13 protein-coding genes and 1 pseudogene are annotated in these 18,077 nt (G+C 39.1%); 9 read left to right on the plus strand and 5 right to left on the minus strand.

The genetic code is table 11. The features are described from left to right. Positions 1-117 precede the first annotated feature (117 nt). The 9 genes from V7L12_RS07955 (at position 118) to V7L12_RS07995 (ending at position 12,495) form a co-directional block, all read left to right on the plus strand. On the plus strand, positions 118-594 hold the full coding sequence (locus tag V7L12_RS07955) for a hypothetical protein (protein ID WP_335083649.1): 477 nt from the start codon (positions 118-120) through the stop codon (positions 592-594). Positions 595-860: 266 nt separating this feature from the next. Beyond that, positions 861-1,730 carry a polyphosphate kinase 2 family protein gene (locus tag V7L12_RS07960; protein WP_335083651.1) on the plus strand — a complete coding sequence of 290 codons (870 nt, stop codon included), beginning with the start codon at positions 861-863 and terminating at the stop codon, positions 1,728-1,730. Between the two features lie 444 nt (positions 1,731-2,174). Next, the gene (locus V7L12_RS07965; RefSeq protein WP_335083653.1) at positions 2,175-2,546 is read left to right on the plus strand and encodes a response regulator; all 372 of its coding nucleotides are present in this window, start codon (positions 2,175-2,177) and stop codon (positions 2,544-2,546) included. An 87-nt stretch (positions 2,547-2,633) separates the two neighbouring features. Then, the gene (locus tag V7L12_RS07970) at positions 2,634-3,230 is read left to right on the plus strand and encodes a tRNA-(ms[2]io[6]A)-hydroxylase (RefSeq protein WP_335083655.1); all 597 of its coding nucleotides are present in this window, start codon (positions 2,634-2,636) and stop codon (positions 3,228-3,230) included. 18 nt (positions 3,231-3,248) lie between these two features. Further along, entirely contained in the window at positions 3,249-3,653 is a 405-nt protein-coding gene (locus V7L12_RS07975) for a VOC family protein (protein WP_334818742.1), read from the plus strand. 35 nt (positions 3,654-3,688) lie between these two features. After that, positions 3,689-4,894 carry a precorrin-6y C5,15-methyltransferase (decarboxylating) subunit CbiE gene (gene cbiE / locus V7L12_RS07980; RefSeq protein WP_335083657.1) on the plus strand — a complete coding sequence of 402 codons (1,206 nt, stop codon included), beginning with the start codon at positions 3,689-3,691 and terminating at the stop codon, positions 4,892-4,894. Between the two features lie 355 nt (positions 4,895-5,249). Next, positions 5,250-10,865, plus strand: coding sequence for an ATP-binding sensor histidine kinase (locus tag V7L12_RS07985; protein ID WP_335083659.1), 5,616 nt, complete (start codon positions 5,250-5,252; stop codon positions 10,863-10,865). A 207-nt stretch (positions 10,866-11,072) separates the two neighbouring features. Next, positions 11,073-11,822, plus strand: coding sequence for a response regulator transcription factor RpaB (rpaB, locus tag V7L12_RS07990; protein ID WP_335083661.1), 750 nt, complete (start codon positions 11,073-11,075; stop codon positions 11,820-11,822). Continuing rightward, positions 11,815-12,495 carry an SDR family oxidoreductase gene (locus V7L12_RS07995; protein WP_334818734.1) on the plus strand — a complete coding sequence of 227 codons (681 nt, stop codon included), beginning with the start codon at positions 11,815-11,817 and terminating at the stop codon, positions 12,493-12,495. The genes rpaB and V7L12_RS07995 overlap by 8 nt, the downstream gene beginning before the upstream one ends. Before the next feature lie 7 nt (positions 12,496-12,502). On the opposite strand, the gene V7L12_RS08000 is transcribed toward V7L12_RS07995, so the two are convergent. From V7L12_RS08000 to V7L12_RS08020, 5 genes and pseudogenes are all read right to left on the minus strand, one after another. Next, on the minus strand, positions 12,503-12,913 hold the full coding sequence (locus V7L12_RS08000; protein WP_335083663.1) for a hypothetical protein: 411 nt from the start codon (positions 12,911-12,913) through the stop codon (positions 12,503-12,505). 362 nt (positions 12,914-13,275) lie between these two features. Beyond that, a complete protein-coding gene (locus tag V7L12_RS08005; RefSeq protein WP_335083665.1) occupies positions 13,276-14,829 on the minus strand; it encodes a flavin-containing monooxygenase in 1,554 nt (517 codons plus the stop codon). Positions 14,830-14,845: 16 nt separating this feature from the next. Beyond that, positions 14,846-16,486, minus strand: coding sequence for a tryptophan halogenase family protein (locus V7L12_RS08010; protein ID WP_335083667.1), 1,641 nt, complete (start codon positions 16,484-16,486; stop codon positions 14,846-14,848). Between the two features lie 55 nt (positions 16,487-16,541). Then, positions 16,542-17,255, minus strand: a complete 714-nt coding sequence (locus V7L12_RS08015; RefSeq protein WP_335083670.1) for a hypothetical protein — start codon at positions 17,253-17,255, stop codon at positions 16,542-16,544. A 530-nt stretch (positions 17,256-17,785) separates the two neighbouring features. Then, positions 17,786-17,959, minus strand: a pseudogene (locus V7L12_RS08020) (hypothetical protein); the annotation flags it as partial. Positions 17,960-18,077: the final 118 nt, after the last annotated feature.

Consider the following 18,077-nt stretch of genomic DNA (forward strand, 5'->3'; position numbering starts at 1 on the left):
TGAGTAAAGAATATATTTTTTACCATAAATCAATTAATTACAAATTACGAATTATTTTCACGCATTTGTCTTTTAATTCGCTAGGCTATGTATATCCTGGTTTTTGCGAAGTATACTATGGATTTTGAAAGCAAAACTAATGCCTCAACTCCTACAGACAACATAGAGTTTGCTCAACCAACTACTACCCGTAAGCCGTTGGAACTGCTGCGAGATACTGAGGCTTTGCTTCGTCGCCCAACTGTAGCGAAACTGTCGCCGATTTTGCCACCAAAACTGAGCAATAGATTCCAAGCAACCTCATCTTTGGCAGATGACTCCTTTAAGGAACTGGCAGAAATTGACCTAAATACTATTAGTGATTTTGAACTGCGTCCTGCACGAATTCTTGTTGGCTTGAGCCTAGTTGGTTTTGGCGCACTAATGATATTGCTGCTGCTGCTATACTTAAATACATTGCATCCAAAAACCAGTACAGTTGAGCAGATTCGGCAATACTGGTATCAATATATTTGGTTTGTCAGTTTAGGTGTCACAGGAATGTTTATCTTGGGTCGTGAAGCAATGCGTCCTATGCCAAAACGACGGAAGTAAGTAGGTGAGAATAAATCGAAGTAGATTAAGTAATGTAATAAATCTTGAGATTAGTTCGTAGTGAGGGCTTTAGCCCTGATTTGAGGACTATAGTCCTCTCTACGTTCACGCAGAGTGTCGCAGACAGACGCTACACGTAGCTTGCTTCCCCGAAGGGGTACACTACAAACTTTTAATTATTTACGCCGCTCTACTTAACTTAACTTTCAGGAATTAACACTTCAAAATATGCTTATCTATTAATTAGGTGCTAGGAGATTTTATACATGAATCATGATGCTTTCATTGTTCCACCAGGTTCAAAGATTTCTCTGAAAAAAAACTATGACCCAGCTTATAAAACTGATTTTCATCAGAAAACTGATGCTGCAACAAAATTACAGGTAGATATTGAACGACTAGCTAATTACCAAAATATTCTCTATGCTCAAAACACCTATGCTCTGTTAATTATTTTTCAAGCAATGGATGCTGCTGGCAAAGACAGCACTATTAAACATGTGACTTCTGGTGTTAATCCGCAGGGGTTTCAGGTGTTTAGTTTTAAGGGCCCCAGTGCGGAAGAATTAGACCATGACTACTTGTGGCGCTCAATGAAAGCTCTGCCAGAAAGAGGAAGAATTGGCATATTCAACCGTTCATACTATGAAGAAGCGCTAGTGGTGCGTGTCCATCCAGAAATGCTTCAGAAACAACAACTTCCTCACTTCCCTAATGGAAAAAAGATATGGAAACAGCGTTTTGAAGAAATCAATAACTTTGAAAAATATTTGGTTGATAATGGTGTAATCATTTTGAAGTTTTTTCTAAATGTCTCTAAGTCAGAGCAGAAAAAGCGCTTTTTAGCACGGATTAACTCTCCTGAAAAAAATTGGAAGTTTTCAGATAATGATGTCCGAGAACGAGCTTTTTGGGATAATTATATGAATGCCTATGAAGAGGTTTTTAATAATACTAGTACTAAATGGGCGCCGTGGTATATTATTCCTGCCGATCGCAAATGGTTTACCCGCCTGACCGTTGCCAATATCATCTGCACAAAATTAGAAGAACTAAATCTGCAATACCCAACAGTTAGTGAGGAACATAAGCAGCAACTTTTACAGGCGAAACGTATTCTAGAGCAGGAAGATTAACCTGTGAATTTGATAGGTAAAGGCAAAAAAATACTGAAGTAGTTCAGATAGACTGTATAATCTATGTAAATAAGGATAAAAAATTGTAACTTTATTAATGCTATTTGTAACTAAAGAAGTTACGTAGGCGTCAACATAGTTTAATGAGTCTTTGATACTCATTAATGAAGCTCAGAACTCCGTTAATGAGGCTTTGATACTCGTGAATGAGTCTTTGATACTCGTGAATGAGGCTTTGATACTCGTGGACGCAAATCAGAACTCCATTCCTTTGCCCATTAGTCAGCCGCAATACATTAATGTATTTTATTCTGAAACTCAAGGGCGAATTCTGCCCCGGTTTCATTTTGCACTAAATAATAATGGAAGCTGCCTTACTAAACATCACAACAGACACAATTATTGTAGAGGATTTGCATAACAGACATAGCGCCAGATATCGAGATGGTTTTTGGAGACAGCACTGAACTGCATCAGGTGTTAATTAACCTAGTAGTCAATGCTCGTGATGCTATGCCCAATGGTGGTAAAATCGCCAAAACCACACTGGAAATCTATAACTACAAGGTATTGACTGCCCAAAATGGGATTGAGGCCATTGCCCTGTACACTGAGTATAAAGATGAAATTAGGCTAGTGCTGATAGATATAATGATGCCGTTAATGGATGGGGAAACAGTCATCAGCACCTTGCAAATCATCAACCCAAAAGTGCAAATTAGTGCCATGAGTGGATTAGTTAGGGCTGAGGCATTACTAGAAACTACGGGTATTGGTATCCAAGGCTTTTTAGCGAAACCCTTCACCGCCGAGTAGTTATTGAACTTTGTCCAAACAATATTCCGTTAAAATCAATTTGCTACGATACTCAGTCAAATTTAAATTCTGGAGTTTTGTGACTCTGTGCTTACTCAGTTATCGACTATCAACGCCCTGAAACAGCCCACTAGTTCTGCTTGGGTTGAACAAGCGATCGCTAATTTAGACATTATCTTACTCGACCACTCCCACTGTGAGCGCAAAGCAGCAGGCGTGGCCTTGAATATGATGTTTCGCTACCCTTCTAATACTAAAATGGTTCGGGAGTTAACTGCGATCGCCCGCGAAGAACTAGAACACTTTGAGCTAGTTAACCAATGGTTAGAACGCCGGAATATTCCCCTAGCTCCCCTACCACCGCCTCCATACGGCGCTCTTTTAAAAGCTCAAGTACGCCCCAAAGAACCTGAGCGATTTCTGGATTCCTTACTAGTCACTGGTTTAATCGAAGCTCGCTCTCACGAACGCTTGGGACTATTAGCTGCTCACTGTCCAGAGCCAGAGTTAGCAAAATTTTATCGTGGGCTAATGGCATCCGAAGCGCGTCACTACGGTATATATTGGGTTTTAGCTGCTACTTATTTCGACAAAGAAATTGTCATGCAACGGCTTGATGAATTAGCAATTGTCGAAAGCCAGTTGCTGGCTACTTTGCACCCAGAACCTAGAATTCACAGTTAGTAGACTAACCCAACAGATATGAAGCTTCAGCTAACACACCTGAGACTGCTTGTCTCCAACTACAAAGATTCTTTTCTGTTCTACCGGGATCTGCTGAAATTTGATGTCGATTGGGGCGATGAAGATAGCGGATATGCTGAGTTTAATACCGGATATCTCAAGCTGGGTTTGTTCAAAAAAGAATTAATGGCTGAAGTAGTCCCAAGAATTGAACAGCCTTCGTACGTTGTCAATCGAGATAAAATTGTCTTGATTTTCGCAGTTGATAACGTAGATGAAGTCTATGAGCAAGTAAAGGCTCAGAATGCGATCGTTGTGACTCAACCACAAGATCGCCCAAGCTGGGGAATCCGCACAGCTCATTTGCGCGATCCTGATGGCAATCTGATCGAAATCTACAACAATCTAGGAATTGTGAGTTAAAAGTTCCTGCCAACAACGTTATGAAGTAATTAATCATGAAATGGCTTTCTATTGTTGGCATTGGGGAAGATGGATTACAGGGGTTAAGTGCGATCGCTCTTTCTTTACTCGCTCGAGCGAAAGTAATTGTGGGAGGCGATCGCCATTTATCGATGCTCCCTACAGATGACCAACGTGAGAAACTAGTCTGGACATCTCCCATTAGTGCTTCAGTAGAGGAAATCATTCAGCGTCGGGGTCAGTCAATCTGCGTACTCGCAAGCGGCGATCCGATGTGTTATGGCATTGGTGTCACCTTGATGCGGCGAATTCCTGTCTCTGAAATGATGATTATCCCCGCACCTTCAGCCTTCAGCCTCGCCTGTGCTAGGGTGGGATGGTCTTTAACTGAGGTGGAAACTTTGAGTTTGAATGGTCGTCCATCCTCCCTACTCCAGTCTTACATTTATCCGGGAGCGCGGCTGTTGATTTTGAGTGAGGGGAAAGATACACCAGCGCTCGTTGCTCAAATTTTGACAAATCGCGGCTATAGTGGCAGTAAAATCACTGTATTGGAGCGTATGGGCGGCGCTCATGAAACAATTGTGGAAGGTACGGCTGCATCCTGGAGTGAAACTGAAGTTGCAGTGTTGAATGCGATCGCAGTTGATTGTATTGCTGATGCTGGGGTTATCCCATTACCAAGATTACCAGGATTACCAGATAACGCCTACCACCACGATGGACAATTAACAAAGCGTGAAGTTAGGGCAATCACCCTTACAGCTTTGGCTCCCACACCGGGAGAATTATTGTGGGATATTGGCGCGGGTTGCGGCTCAATTTCAATTGAATGGATGCGGAGTAATGCTCGATGTCGAGCGATCGCGATCGAACAAAACTCCTCTAGACTACTGTATATTGCTGACAACGCCGCCACTCTTGGTACTCCAAATCTGCAAATCATTGAAGGTAAAGCGCCCCATGCCCTGAAAGATTTGCCAGCACCAGATGCTATTTTTATTGGTGGTGGGGTGACAGCAACGGGACTTTTTGATATTTGCTGGGAAGCATTGCGGCCGGGTGGGCGTTTAGTAGCGAATGTTGTCACGGTAGAGGGTGAGCAAACTTTATTTCAATGGCATGAACGAGTTGGTGGCAATTTAACTCGTATTGCCATTCAGCGGGCGGAACCTATTGGTAAATTTTTAGGTTGGCGAGCAATGGCGGCTGTGACGCAATGGGTAGTAGTGAAGTCTTAAAAATTGAATAGTTAAAGTTCTAAGTGCGTAGACGCTTCTCCTGTCGGAGACGCTACGCGAACGTCTTGTCGCAGACATCGCTTTTGTAATTTTGTATAACTTACGTAAATTCTTGCCTTGTTATACGCGGTATAGTTTGTAAAATGTATTTTGCTAAGACCATGAAGCATTATAAGTATATTCTCTACCTGTACATACAGCAAAATGAATATCTGCTATACCTACGATCTGCTGTAAATTGGTGATGAATACACTTAATTTTTAGCACATCACAAAATCGCCCTGCTCACTGATAGTAGTAACTCTCTTCTGGGTATACTAAACCAGAGAAAGAAAATTATCATAACTAGATGCAATGTTAATAGAATCAAACGAACTATTCCTAATACTTGGCTATCGCCTTGTTAAGCAATTATATTCAGGTAAAAAAACCTTAGTTTATCAAGCTATAAGAGAAAAAGATCAGCAATCAGTTATTTTAAAATTGATGCGTAATGAAGATCCTAGCTTTGCTGAAATTAATCAGTTTCATAATCAATACACCATTACCAAAAATCTTGATATCCTAGGCATAGTCAAACCAATTAGCCTAGAAAAATACGACAATAGATATATTATGGTAATGGAAGATTTTGGCAGTATTGCCCTTAATATCTGGCAGCAAGAAGAGCAGAAAAAAGGAAATAATTCTGTTTCCTTGAGTGAGTTTTTTGATATTGCCATTGAAATTAGTGCAACTTTGGAACAGCTACATCACCATCGCATCATTCACAAAGATATTAAACCTGCTAATATTTTAATTCATCCGATAACAGGTAAAACTAGGATCATCGATTTTAGTATTGCTACTCTATTACCAAAAGAAATTCAATTTCTCACAAATCCCAACGTCTTAGAAGGAACTCTAGCTTATATTTCCCCTGAACAAACAGGACGCATGAATCGAGGTATAGACTACCGTACCGACTTTTATTCCTTGGGTATCACCTTCTTTGAACTCCTGACAGGCCAGTTGCCCTTTAGTACCACTGAACCGATGGAGTTAGTCTACTCTCACATTGCCAAAGAACCGCCAAAAGCCAGCTATATTAACTCCAATATTCCCACAATTTTATCTGATATTATCAGCAAGCTGATGGCAAAAAATGCCGAAGACCGATATCAGAGTGCTCATGGACTCAGGTATGACTTGGAGAAATGTCAAAACCAATGGCAAGCGAAACAAAATATTACAGTCTTTGAATTAGGAAGTCGAGATATCTCAAATCATTTTGCCATTCCTGAAAAACTTTATGGTCGTCAAAGAGAGATTGAAATTCTACTCACTACTTTTGACCGGGTGACAAAGGGAAACACGGAAATGATTTTAGTCTCTGGTTACTCAGGTATTGGTAAAACTGCTGTGGTGAACGAAGTCCACAAACCCATTGCTAAACAGCGTAGTTACTTCATCAAAGGAAAATTTGACCAATTCCAACGTGATATCCCGTTGTCAGGATTGGTACAAGCTTTGCGGGATTTAATTGAGCAAATACTCTCCGAAACAGATGCCCAAATTCAACAGTGGAAAACCAAAATCTTATCGGCATTGAGTACACAATCTCAGGTAATCATTAATGTAATTCCTGAACTTGAAATAATTATTGGCAAACAACCTGTATCTGCTGAACTTACTGGTAGCGCAGCTCAAAATCGCTTCAATTTATTGTTCCAGAGATTTATCCAAGTGTTTTCTACTAAAGATCATCCTCTGGTCATCTTTTTAGATGATTTGCAATGGGCTGATACGGCTTCCTTGAAGTTTATTCAATTATTGATAGATGGAACTTCTTCTCGCTTTGCTAAAGATGCAGAGAATATATCTGAAAATAAAGGTAGTTTACTAATCATTAGTGCCTATAGGGATAATGAAGTTTCAAATCTACATCCGCTACATTTAACACTACAAGAAATTGCTAAGACAGGAGGAGTAATTAATACAATTAAACTCTTACCTTTAAGTCAGATTGATTTAAATCATCTAATTGCTGATACGCTGCGTTGCCCAGAATTCATTGCTGTGCCTCTGACTCAAATGGTGTTTTTCAAAACTAAAGGGAACCCCTTCTTTGCATCTCAATTTCTCAAGCTATTATACGATGACGGACTAATTGAATTAAATTTTGATGCTGGTCATTGGAAGTACGATATTACCAAAATTAAAACTTTATCTCTTACAGATGATGTAGTAGATTTTATGGGCATACAAATAGAAAAGTTGCCCCAAAATGTACAAAATGTATTAAAAATATCTGCTTGTATTGGTAATGAGTTTGACTTAAAAACATTGTCACTTGTTAATGAAAAATCTGTAATAGATACTGCATCTGACTTATGGCAAGCATTACTTGAAGGATTGATTATCCCTCATAAAGATGGTTATAATTTTGCGCCAGAAAATGATAGACAACTATTAAGCTTTTCAACTAGAGAATCAGAAAATTTATCAACGACTAATTCCCAACTACCCAGATATAAATTCGTACATGACAGAGTTCAGCAAGCAGCTTATTCTCTAATTCCCAAAGACCAAATCAAGCAAATGCACTTAAAAATTGGGCTGCTTCTCTTGAAGAATACTCCAGTTGCTGAACGGGAAGAAAATATTTTTGAACTTGTCAATCATTTCAATATTGCAGCTGAATTTATCACCCATCAAGCTAAACGTAATGAGTTAGCTGAAATGAGTCTAATTGCTGGACGTAAAGCTTTAGTATCAACAGCTTATTCTTCGGCACTTAAGTATTTAACTACTGGAATTGAGCTACTAGCAGATGATAGTTGGGATACTAAATATAATATCACCTTAGCTTTGTATAATACAGCAGCAGAAGCGGCATATCTCAGTGGTGACTTTGAATATACAGAAAAATGTGTCCAGGTTGTGTTAGTAAAAGCGAAAACTCCACTAGATCGAGTGAAAGCTTATGAAGTTGAAATACAGTCTTATGGTGCACAAGGGAAAGAACTAGAAGCTGTCCATATTGCAAAAACCTTTTTGAAAACTTTGGGAGTAGAGTTTCCTACAAATCCCAGCCAATCAGATATTCAGTTAGCAATAAAGACAACATCTGCAAAAATGGCTAATAGATCCATTCAAGACTTAATTGAACTGCCGGAAATTACAGAAGCGCAACCACTGATAATCATGCGTATTCTATCTAGTGTAATTGCTCTTGCTTATACAGTTGCGCCGGAATTATTAGTCTTTATTATTCTGAAACAGATCAATTTATCAATCAAATTTGGTAATTCTCCTTTGTCTGCTTTTGCGTATGTGATGTATGGAGTAATGTTGTGTGGAGTAATAGGAGACATTGATTCTGGATATAAATTTGGGAAACTAGCTGATAGTTTGTTGCCTAATTTCCAAACAAGAGAAATAACCGGCAAGGTTATGGAAACATTTAATCATCTTGTCAGACATTGGAAAGAGCATTTAAAGGAAACATTGAAACCTTTACTTGAGGCTTATACTACTAATCTTGAAGTAGGAGATATGGAATTTGCAGCTTATGCTCTTTATGGTTACTCTCAACATGCATACTTTACAGGACAAGAACTAAGAAAACTTAAACAAGATATAGAAATATATAGCAATACTATTAAGCAAATAAAGCAAGAAAGAGTATTTTATTGGAATGAAATATTTCGGCAGACAATCTTGAATCTTCTAGGAGATGTTGAAAAACCGCAGAGTTTAATTGGTGAAGTTTATGATGAGGATAACATGCTACCACTTCATCTGAAAGCTAAAGATGGAGGGGCACTTTTTTTCTTATATTTCTGCAAACTTCACCTATCTTATCTGCTGGCTGATTACTCTCAAGCTCTTAAAAACACAGTCATGGCAGAAAAGTACTTATCTGCTGTTATAGGTATGTTTGTGACTGCTCAATTTTATTTCTACGATTCATTGACCCATCTATCAGTATATTCTGATTTCAAGGAAGTTGAACAAAAAGAAGTCCTTTATAGAGTGACAGAAAATCAGAAAAAAATGCAAACTTGGGCAGATCAGGCTCCCATGAATCACTTGCATAAATTTTATTTAGTAGAGGCGGAACGGCATCGAGTTCTTGGTCAATATCTTGAAGCGATAGATAATTATGAATATGCTATTTCCCTTAGCAAAGAAAATGAGTACATTAACGAAGAAGCTCTTGCTTGTGAATTAGCTGCTAAATTTTATCTCGAATGGGGTAAACAAAGAATCGCCCAATTATACCTCACTGATGCCTACTATTGCTATGTTCGCTGGGGAGCATTAGCCAAAGTTTATGACTTGCAAAAACGCTATCCTCAATTACTTCTCCCCATGATTCAGCAAGAAGAACTTAGCTATTCTTACAGTGAAAAAAATCTATCTGAACTGAGCCTACACTTATCTACACTTAGCAATAAATCTACTCTGGTGACGAATGAAACTGTGATTGGCTCTAATAGTATTTCAGATATGTTAGATTTGGGAACTGTCATTAAAGCTTCTCAAGCAGTGTCTGGAGAGATTCAACTAGAGGCACTCATTTCTACTTTAATGGAAGTTCTTATGGAGAATGCAGGAGCTTCTAAATGTGTGCTGATATTGAGTGAAGCTAATAACTTAGACTTAACTGTTGCTGCAATTAGTTCTGGTTCAACTTTTAGAGATACTCACATAGATTTTTTATCTATTCCTTTAGAATCTAGCGATTGTGTTCCTATTTCTTTGATTAATTATGTCAAACGAACTCAAGAAATATTAGTAATTGATGATATTAAAGCAAAAGCTTATTTTACAGTAGATAGTTATATTAACCGTGAGGAACCAAAAAGCATATTATGTATTCCAATGCTTAATCAAGGCAAATTGCTAGGGCTGATTTATCTAGAAAATAATTTAACAACAGGAGCATTTACAAGCGCTCGCTTAGAAGTTCTCAAGCTCTTAACTATCCAAGCTGCAATTTCTTTAGAAAATGCCATTCTCTACAATAATTTGGCTGAAGCGAATGACCAATTGGAGGAATACAGTCATATACTAGAGGAAAGGGTGATAGTAAGAACAGCAGAACTTAACGAAAAAAATCAGCATCTGCAAGAAGCTCTAGAAGAATTACAAAGTACCCAAAGTCAATTAATTCAAAGTGAGAAAATGTCTTCATTAGGGCAAATGGTGGCGGGAATTGCCCATGAAATTAATAACCCCATCAATTTTATTCATGGTAATATTACTCACGCAAGTGACTATGTTCAACAATTGCTAGATTTGATTAATATTTATCAGCAACAATATCCCCATCTCTCAGCAATAGTGGAGCAAAAAAGTGAGGAAATAGATGTAGAATTCCTGACAGAAGACCTTCCAAAGGTGCTCGACTCTATGAAGGTGGGAAGTTCCCGTATCCGAAATATTATTCTGAGTTTACGTAATTTCTCTCGTCTAGATGAATCAGAAATGAAGCCTGTAAATATTCATGAAGGCATCGACAGTACCTTAATGATTTTGCAGCACCGACTCAAGGAAAAGAGCGAGCGCCCAGAAATTGAGGTCTTTAAAGAATACGCACAATTGCCGAATGTTATTTGCTATGCCGGTCAACTCAACCAAGTGTTTATGAATATTTTAAGTAATGCGATCGATGCTTTAGAGGACTACAACTATGGAGAAGATTCTCCCAGGAAAAATCCTCAGATTTGTATTCGTACTGAACTAGGACAAGTAAACACGTTGAAGATTCGGATTGCTGATAACGGTTATGGCATGACTGCACAGGTGCAGCAGAAAATATTTGATCCATTTTTTACCACTAAGGCAGTAGGAAGTGGTACGGGGTTGGGGTTGTCAATTAGCTATCAAGTGGTAGTGGACAAACACAAGGGTCAGTTAAGCTGCAAATCAACTCTGGGAGAGGGAACTGAGTTTGTGATTGAGATTCCAATGCAACAGTAAGACAAGCTACCGTTACTGAAAAATTTGGCGTTATTGAGTACAAATCTCTTTTTCGGGCAGATGCTCTAGTACAATAGGGGTATAGATGGCTTACAGCGATCGCTTCTTCATCATTCTCTAGAAGTAAAGATTGTTTTGCATTTTTGAGCCTTAATAAGCGGATAATGAAGGTTTAAGAGTTCTCGCCGTCGGGGAGGATTGAGAAACTTGTCAGGACATAAAGGAAAAATCCTGGTAGTAGACGATGAAGCCAGCATCCGCCGAATTTTGCAGACACGTCTTGAGATGATTGGCTACGATGTAGTAAAAGCAAAGGATGGCGAAGAAGCTTTGTTAGCTTTTCGTCGAGAAGCTCCAGACTTAATAGTTTTGGATGTGATGATGCCAAAACTGGATGGTTATGGTGTCTGTCAAGAAATACGGAAACAATCGGATGTACCAATTATCATGCTTACAGCTTTGGCAGATGTTGCAGAGCGAATCGCTGGACTGAATATAGGCGCTGATGACTATATGACGAAACCTTTCTCACCTAAAGAACTAGAAGCCCGAATTGCCTGTATACTTAGGCGACTTTTACAAAAAACCAGTGTCAATGTCATTGATAATTCTAGGCTAATCCATCTGGGCAATCTCAAAATCGATACAAGTAAGCGGCAAGTCTATAAAAATGAGCAGCACATTCGCCTGACAGGTGTGGAATTTAGCTTGCTAGAGTTATTGGTCAGTCATTCTGGAAAAGTTTTTTCCCGATTAGAAATCTTGCAGCAAATATGGGGCTTTGTACCAGAGATTCATGCAGATACTCGTGTAGTAGATGTGCATATCTCCCGATTGCGGACAAAAATAGAATCCGACCCAAACTTGCCAGAGTTGATTGTCACAGCAAGAGGTAGTGGTTATTTTTTCCCACGAATTATTTCTAAGAAAGCAGGAATAGCAGAAAAATATGACTAAGCTCATCTTAATTACAGGTATCAGCAAAGGTCTAGGTTATGCGATGACCGAGGGTTTTATTCAAGAGGGACATACTGTTATTGGTTGCGCTCGTTCATCAGATGCTATTGATAAAATACGCCAGAAGTTTAGTGCGCCCAACGATTTCACATCTGTAGATGTGGCAAATGAACAGCTTGTAAAAAAATGGGCACTAGACGTACTTCAACAATATGAACCGCCAGATATAGTGATTAATAATGCAGCAATTACTAATTACCCAGCACCTTTGTGGGAAATACCATCCGAAGAATTTTCCGATCTAATAGATATCAATATCAAAGGAGTAGTGAATATAATTCGCCATTTCGTACCAGCAATGGTAAAAAAGAAACGGGGTATTATTGTTAACTTTAGTTCTGGCTGGGGACGTTCGACTTCAGCCCAAGTTGCACCATACTGTGCTTCCAAGTGGGCAATAGAAGGATTAACTCGTTCTTTAGCACAAGAATTGCCGACTGGTATGGCAGCTATACCTCTCAATCCAGGGATTATTCATACAGATATGCTCTCTATTAGCTTTGGAGAAGAAGCTGCTAATTATACACCCGTGTCCGATTGGGTATTGAAAGCTGTGCCATTTATTCTCAAGTTAAAACCCAAAGATAACGGGATTCCCTTGACTATACATTAACCTTTTCTCAATTGCGATCGTTGCGATTAGGTGCCGACAGTTGAATCATCTCAGAAAAACGTGAATACTTAACCGCATCGGTAGGGGGATAATCCGCCGACACTGCAAGTAACCCAATTTTTATATCCCCAAAATAAATCACACCCCCAATACGTCCTTCAACTTGGAAAGCTCCATGAAATAAATTATACTTTGCAATGTAGATCAGGAAAAAGTCAGTAATCTTTATTGCTCTGCCAAACATCTGCTGACAAGTTTTTTGGAGGACAGCATCTACATATTCATTATAGGCAGGCTCACCCAAGTCAGTGAATTCCGGCTGATCCGCAAAATGATCCATATAAAATAACCAGATGCGGGACAAGTCTGCGTCATTCGTCAGTTTTTGCTTAAGTTCCTGCAATCGGTCGATTTTCATAGTGTGGATATTGAAGAGATGGGGCGAACAGACAGCACTGTTAAAAATCTACCACAGCGATCGCTCCAATACCTCATTTAGGATTGCTATATCTGCATCAAGTATCCAATCCAATTTGCTTTGCCAGTTTTGAGAAAAATCGGTGGCATCTTCTAGAGGAAAGAACTGCTTATTTTAATCTGATTGCATAAAAGGCTGGGGTGTGGAAGTAGTCCCACTTGGAGGGGCTGTGTTCAATCACACTCCCCTTTTTTTTCTTGGTCATTCACCATTTAGTCCTCAATTCATACCGCCATTATGCAACACCAAAAATTTAAAATACGGTTCGGTTGAGAACTTCACCAAACCGTATTAAGGAGATATCAACGAACGCTTGTTAACTCTACACTTGCCGCGATCGCAAAATCATTGAGAGATGGATGTTGTTTTTGTTTTGCTTGTAATTCCTCGCCCAAATGCTTGTAGGCAGATGGATCTATTGGCATGAGAAACTCCTCAAGCAAGTTCCCTGGTTGACGACGGCTACTCAGACCCATATCCTGAAGCAATTCATCAATGTAGTGGAATGTAAAAGGAATTAAACATGCTCCACTGACGAAAGCATAGGGTCTATCTTTCTTCCTCCATTCCAACTCTGCTTTTACATCCTCTAGCATCTGTTGCGGGGATGGTAAAGGTATACTTCCTTTGAAATACTCTGATAACCACCTAGCACCAATTTCTGCTGATAACTGGGCACAGAAAGTATAGTTATAACCAACAAAACCCATCTGTGGAACATGAGGGTGAATGAGATGGCGGTAAAGATGGATAGTGCCTTGCTCATCAAATACGTGCCTGTGGTACTTCTTTTCTAAAAAAGGGATATCCTGAAGAAAACCTGTGCCAAAGACAACAACATCTGTCTGTATTTTCTCGCCGTTATCCAATTCGACGCCACTAGCAAAAAACTTGTTGATCTTTGTCTTCACAGCACGAATTTTACCTGCGCGTACATATTCAAAAAAGCCTTTAGGTACCAAGCCGATACTACAACCAATCAATTTGTTCATCGGTTGTTTGGGTACCATTCCACAAGCATCAAGGGGAAACTGTAAGCGCAAGATAGTCTCATTTAGCCGCCAGAATGCCCACACCAATGGCTTCCCAAAACTATGCAGCCACTTTTCCCATCCTTGAAGTTTATGATAGGGCATCCAAATTTCTGCAAACCGAGTCAGAAAAATATACTTGATGTTCAACAGACCCAGAAAGAAGTTGGGAACTTTCCACAGGGCTTGACGGAAGACAAGGGTACATTCCTTGGCCTTGCTAGCTGCGAGATTCGCCAAATCGGTGGCTGATTTGCCAAAACCGACAACAACCACTCGCTTACCCTCAATTACAGAGCCGTCATTAAAGTCGTTAGTATGTATTACTTGACCTCCGGCGGCAATGAACTCTTCCATTCCCGGCAAGTTAGGAATGTAGGGAATATCACAAAGACCATTGCACACAATCACAAAGTCGAACTCGTAATTTTGTTTTCCGATCTCCTTACCATCTTCTTGAAAGCTAACACTAACTATCCATCCAGGAATATTTCCTGATTTGCGCTCCACTTTAGTTACTTTTGCACCGAACTGAATTTTTTCTGTGACACCAAAGTATTGGGCATAGGATTCAAGGTAAGCGCATATTTGCTCTCCTGAAGGCCATTCTGGATAAGAGGCAGGCATAGGAAAGTCTGAGAAAGCATAGGTGTCTCTGGGATTTTGAATCGACAGTCCTGGGTAAGTTCTCGACTTTTCCCAGACACCACCAAGTCCCTGCCGTTTCTCAAAAAATGTCACTTCGTAACCTTCCTCAAGAAACGTCTTTGCTGAGACTAATCCGCTGACTCCAGCCCCAATCACGCATATTTGTTTCACCGTCATCTTGGATTCTCCTAAATTATGAAATTAGTGTAGGAATCTGATATGAGCGATCGCTAACCCCACTCACATACTCCGACTGTTCTTGTGACTTGATTACATGAGTTAAGTATTCATATTGAGACGGTAAAGTTGAAGTTAGGTAATTGGCTCTTTCCCTAATTTCCACAAATGCAGCCTCGGCATTGTGATTTCCGATATGTTCTAAAATGGGAAGACTGTTTTCAGGCATGTAATTTAGCCCCAGCAACATTACCGAATAAGAGTAAGACTCGAAGCCGTGGTATTTCGGGTTGATAGTCTTATTGCTTGGCAGTCTATTTTTCCATAACCTTAATTTTTCCTGTAGTTCTTCTGGAACTTTGATATTGTTCTTAGTTGCTTTCCAAAACTCTGTGTCGGTGCGATCGCTAGCATAATAATGAAGTGTCAAAAATTCTCGCACACCATCTATGCAGTCAGCGACAACTTTGTTATAGCTGTGAATTAGCTCTTGATTGAAAGATTTGCTGGGAAAGTGGTTAACTAACTCTTCAATTCCATGTTGAATGAAGAAGATGCCAGTAGATTCTAGTGGTTCGACAAATCCACTGGAAAGGCCAATTGCTACACAGTTTTTCACCCATGAGTTTCTGTTACGTCCAATCCGCATCTTGATATGAGAGGCCTGACGATTATCAGCAGCGGCTCCCAAATGCTGGCGAAATTCCTGTTCTGCGTCCTCAGCAGAAATGAATGCACTAGAATAAACATACCCAGTACCATTTCTGCCATACAAAGGTATATTCCAGACCCAACCAGACGAAAGTGCAGTTGAGGTGGTGTAAGGGTTGATGCCATCCTTTTTGATATCAGTTGGTATCTGCATTGCAATCGCGCGATCGCACAACAGTGAATCTGAATAAGAAATGAATGGCTCACCAAGCGCTTTGTTGATCAAAAGACCACGGAAACCAGTACAGTCAATGAAAAGGTCGCCACTGAGAATGCCATGCTCTTTGGTTGTGAGACTATCTATGCTCCCATCCTCAGTTAACTTAATATCCACCACATCATCAACAATTTGCTTCACTCCCCTTTCCATTGCATAATCTTTCATGAATCTTGCGAGTAGATTCGCATCAAAATGATAGGCATAGGGGTACTGAATCTTTAACTTATCCAAGATATTTTTCTTGACGATATGCTCTTGGGAAAATTCATTTTGAACTTTGTGGTCGAAGACTTTACCATCTAAATATCTCGGCGATTGTTGACGATCGCACAGCCAGGGAATTAGAAAGCAAGCATAATCAAATGCTTCTTGGTCTTTCTTCATTTTTAGCCACCATTCAGAGATATCAAAGCCGTCAATTACCTCATATCTCTGGAAAGGATGGTAGAAGTGTTGCCCTTTTGCATTCCAGTTGACAAACTTAATTGCCATCTTATATGTGGCATTACACTTTGGCATCCATTCATATTCTTGTAACCCAAGAAAATCAAAGAATACCTTGATGGTACTAAAAGTTGCTTCTCCAACTCCAACTTTTGTGATGTTAGATGATTCCACCAGAGTGATTTTAATATTTCTATCTAGTGCTTTACTTAAATAAGCTGCCGTCATCCAACCGGCTGAACCACCACCAACAATTACAACATTTTGGATGTTCTGTGACATAGTTAAAGTTCCTCTTTCAGTATGTAAGTCAATTTCAAAAAGCTTGCTTAATAACTTATGCAGTTTTCAATTGCTGCTCAATTTGGTGGGTCTCAGCATATACCAAAAGCTCATTTGTAAATTGTGTGAAAACTGTAAATAAGTTCTCAACTAATTCAAAAGCTTCTTGTCGAGTTGCTTCTGATAGTTGAATATCTTGTAAAAATTGCTCTATTCCAGATGTACCCGTGATGTGACCAGTTTCAACATTTAGATGAAAATCTGCAAAATATCGGCATGGTTTTTGGGTAATGGCTTTAATTTCTTTACAAACCTCTGCCGTAGTTGAAAACATTATGTTACCCGTCGCTTCGAGAACTTCAATAACTATGATTTTCTGAATAGGAGTAGCGTTTGAAGTATATCGATATAGCTGATAGTTTAGCCAGCGAGCATTCTTAGTTTCTTCATTCCAAAGGAATTTTAATGCATCACTAAATTTTAATGATTTGTCAAGTTCTAGGTTTTTCAAATCTTCCAAAAACCACAACCAATGATGGTCATCTTCATAAGTATGCTTGTTAATTAATGCCTGAATTGGATCGGTTGTTGGTTCTACTCGCAAAAAATACTTATTAAGTTCTCCAAAATTCATAATAAAATGAGCAGCAGATGGTGCCCAAGCTAACCTTTGTCTAGGATTTATACTTTTGTTTTGCATAAAATTAAACAAGGGTAGTTGAGCATATTCTTGTTTTTTTTGTTCAATTAATGTTAGTACTTGTTGCATTTTAAATCGTACCAATTTTCAATGTTTAATATGAAAGCAAAATTAATTTTTTTGCTTTGTTGTAGCCAGGATAATCTGTCCCAGTTTTGGTTGTTAAATCCCCAAACTTTGGTTGATAGTCATTAGAGCAAAACCCAGTATTTTAATAACAAATTAGATATTATTTGTTAGATTACAGGGTTGGTAGATAATTAGTCTTTTAAGAGGTGATAAGTCGCATCTCTACATCAGGGTTTTAGGCTTATCTGAACTGTATTTTGTTATATCGTATTAAGGCTAGTGCTAAATTGTAACCAGCTAATTTACTGTTATTTGTTTTTACTTTAACTTCAATATCTCTATGTAATAAACGCAGCTTTTACTTAAGTAGACTTGTTAAGAAATGGTCTTACATGAGCGTTTCCTTTGCCCAGAAAAACCAAATCAGTTAGTTAAGCGTTCTACCGTAGCTAAGATTTGAAAGCAGACTCGTATATACTTGGAAAGATTTTTAGATTTGTTACAAATAAATATAGTATCAATAATTACTTTCAATACTTCAGTGTTACTGTAGACTCAATAGTATGCCCAAATTCTTCTGGTGCATATTGCAAATGTACTTGAGTACCAGACCAAGAAAATGTACCAAGAATCACAGAACGGACTAAGTAATCGAGGCTATAAACTCCTGGTTCTAGGTGGTCGGCATAGGCGATAATGCGATCGCCTACTCTTCTCTCAGTAGTAGTAGTGCGTAGGCGTAGCCCGTTGTAGACAATCGTAGATATTCTCCCGGAGCAAAGCCTCATCAGGCAAGCCTGGACTGTTAGCTGAATGACTTGC

Source organism: Nostoc sp. (assembly GCF_036918245.1).
Classification (GTDB): domain Bacteria; phylum Cyanobacteriota; class Cyanobacteriia; order Cyanobacteriales; family Nostocaceae; genus Nostoc.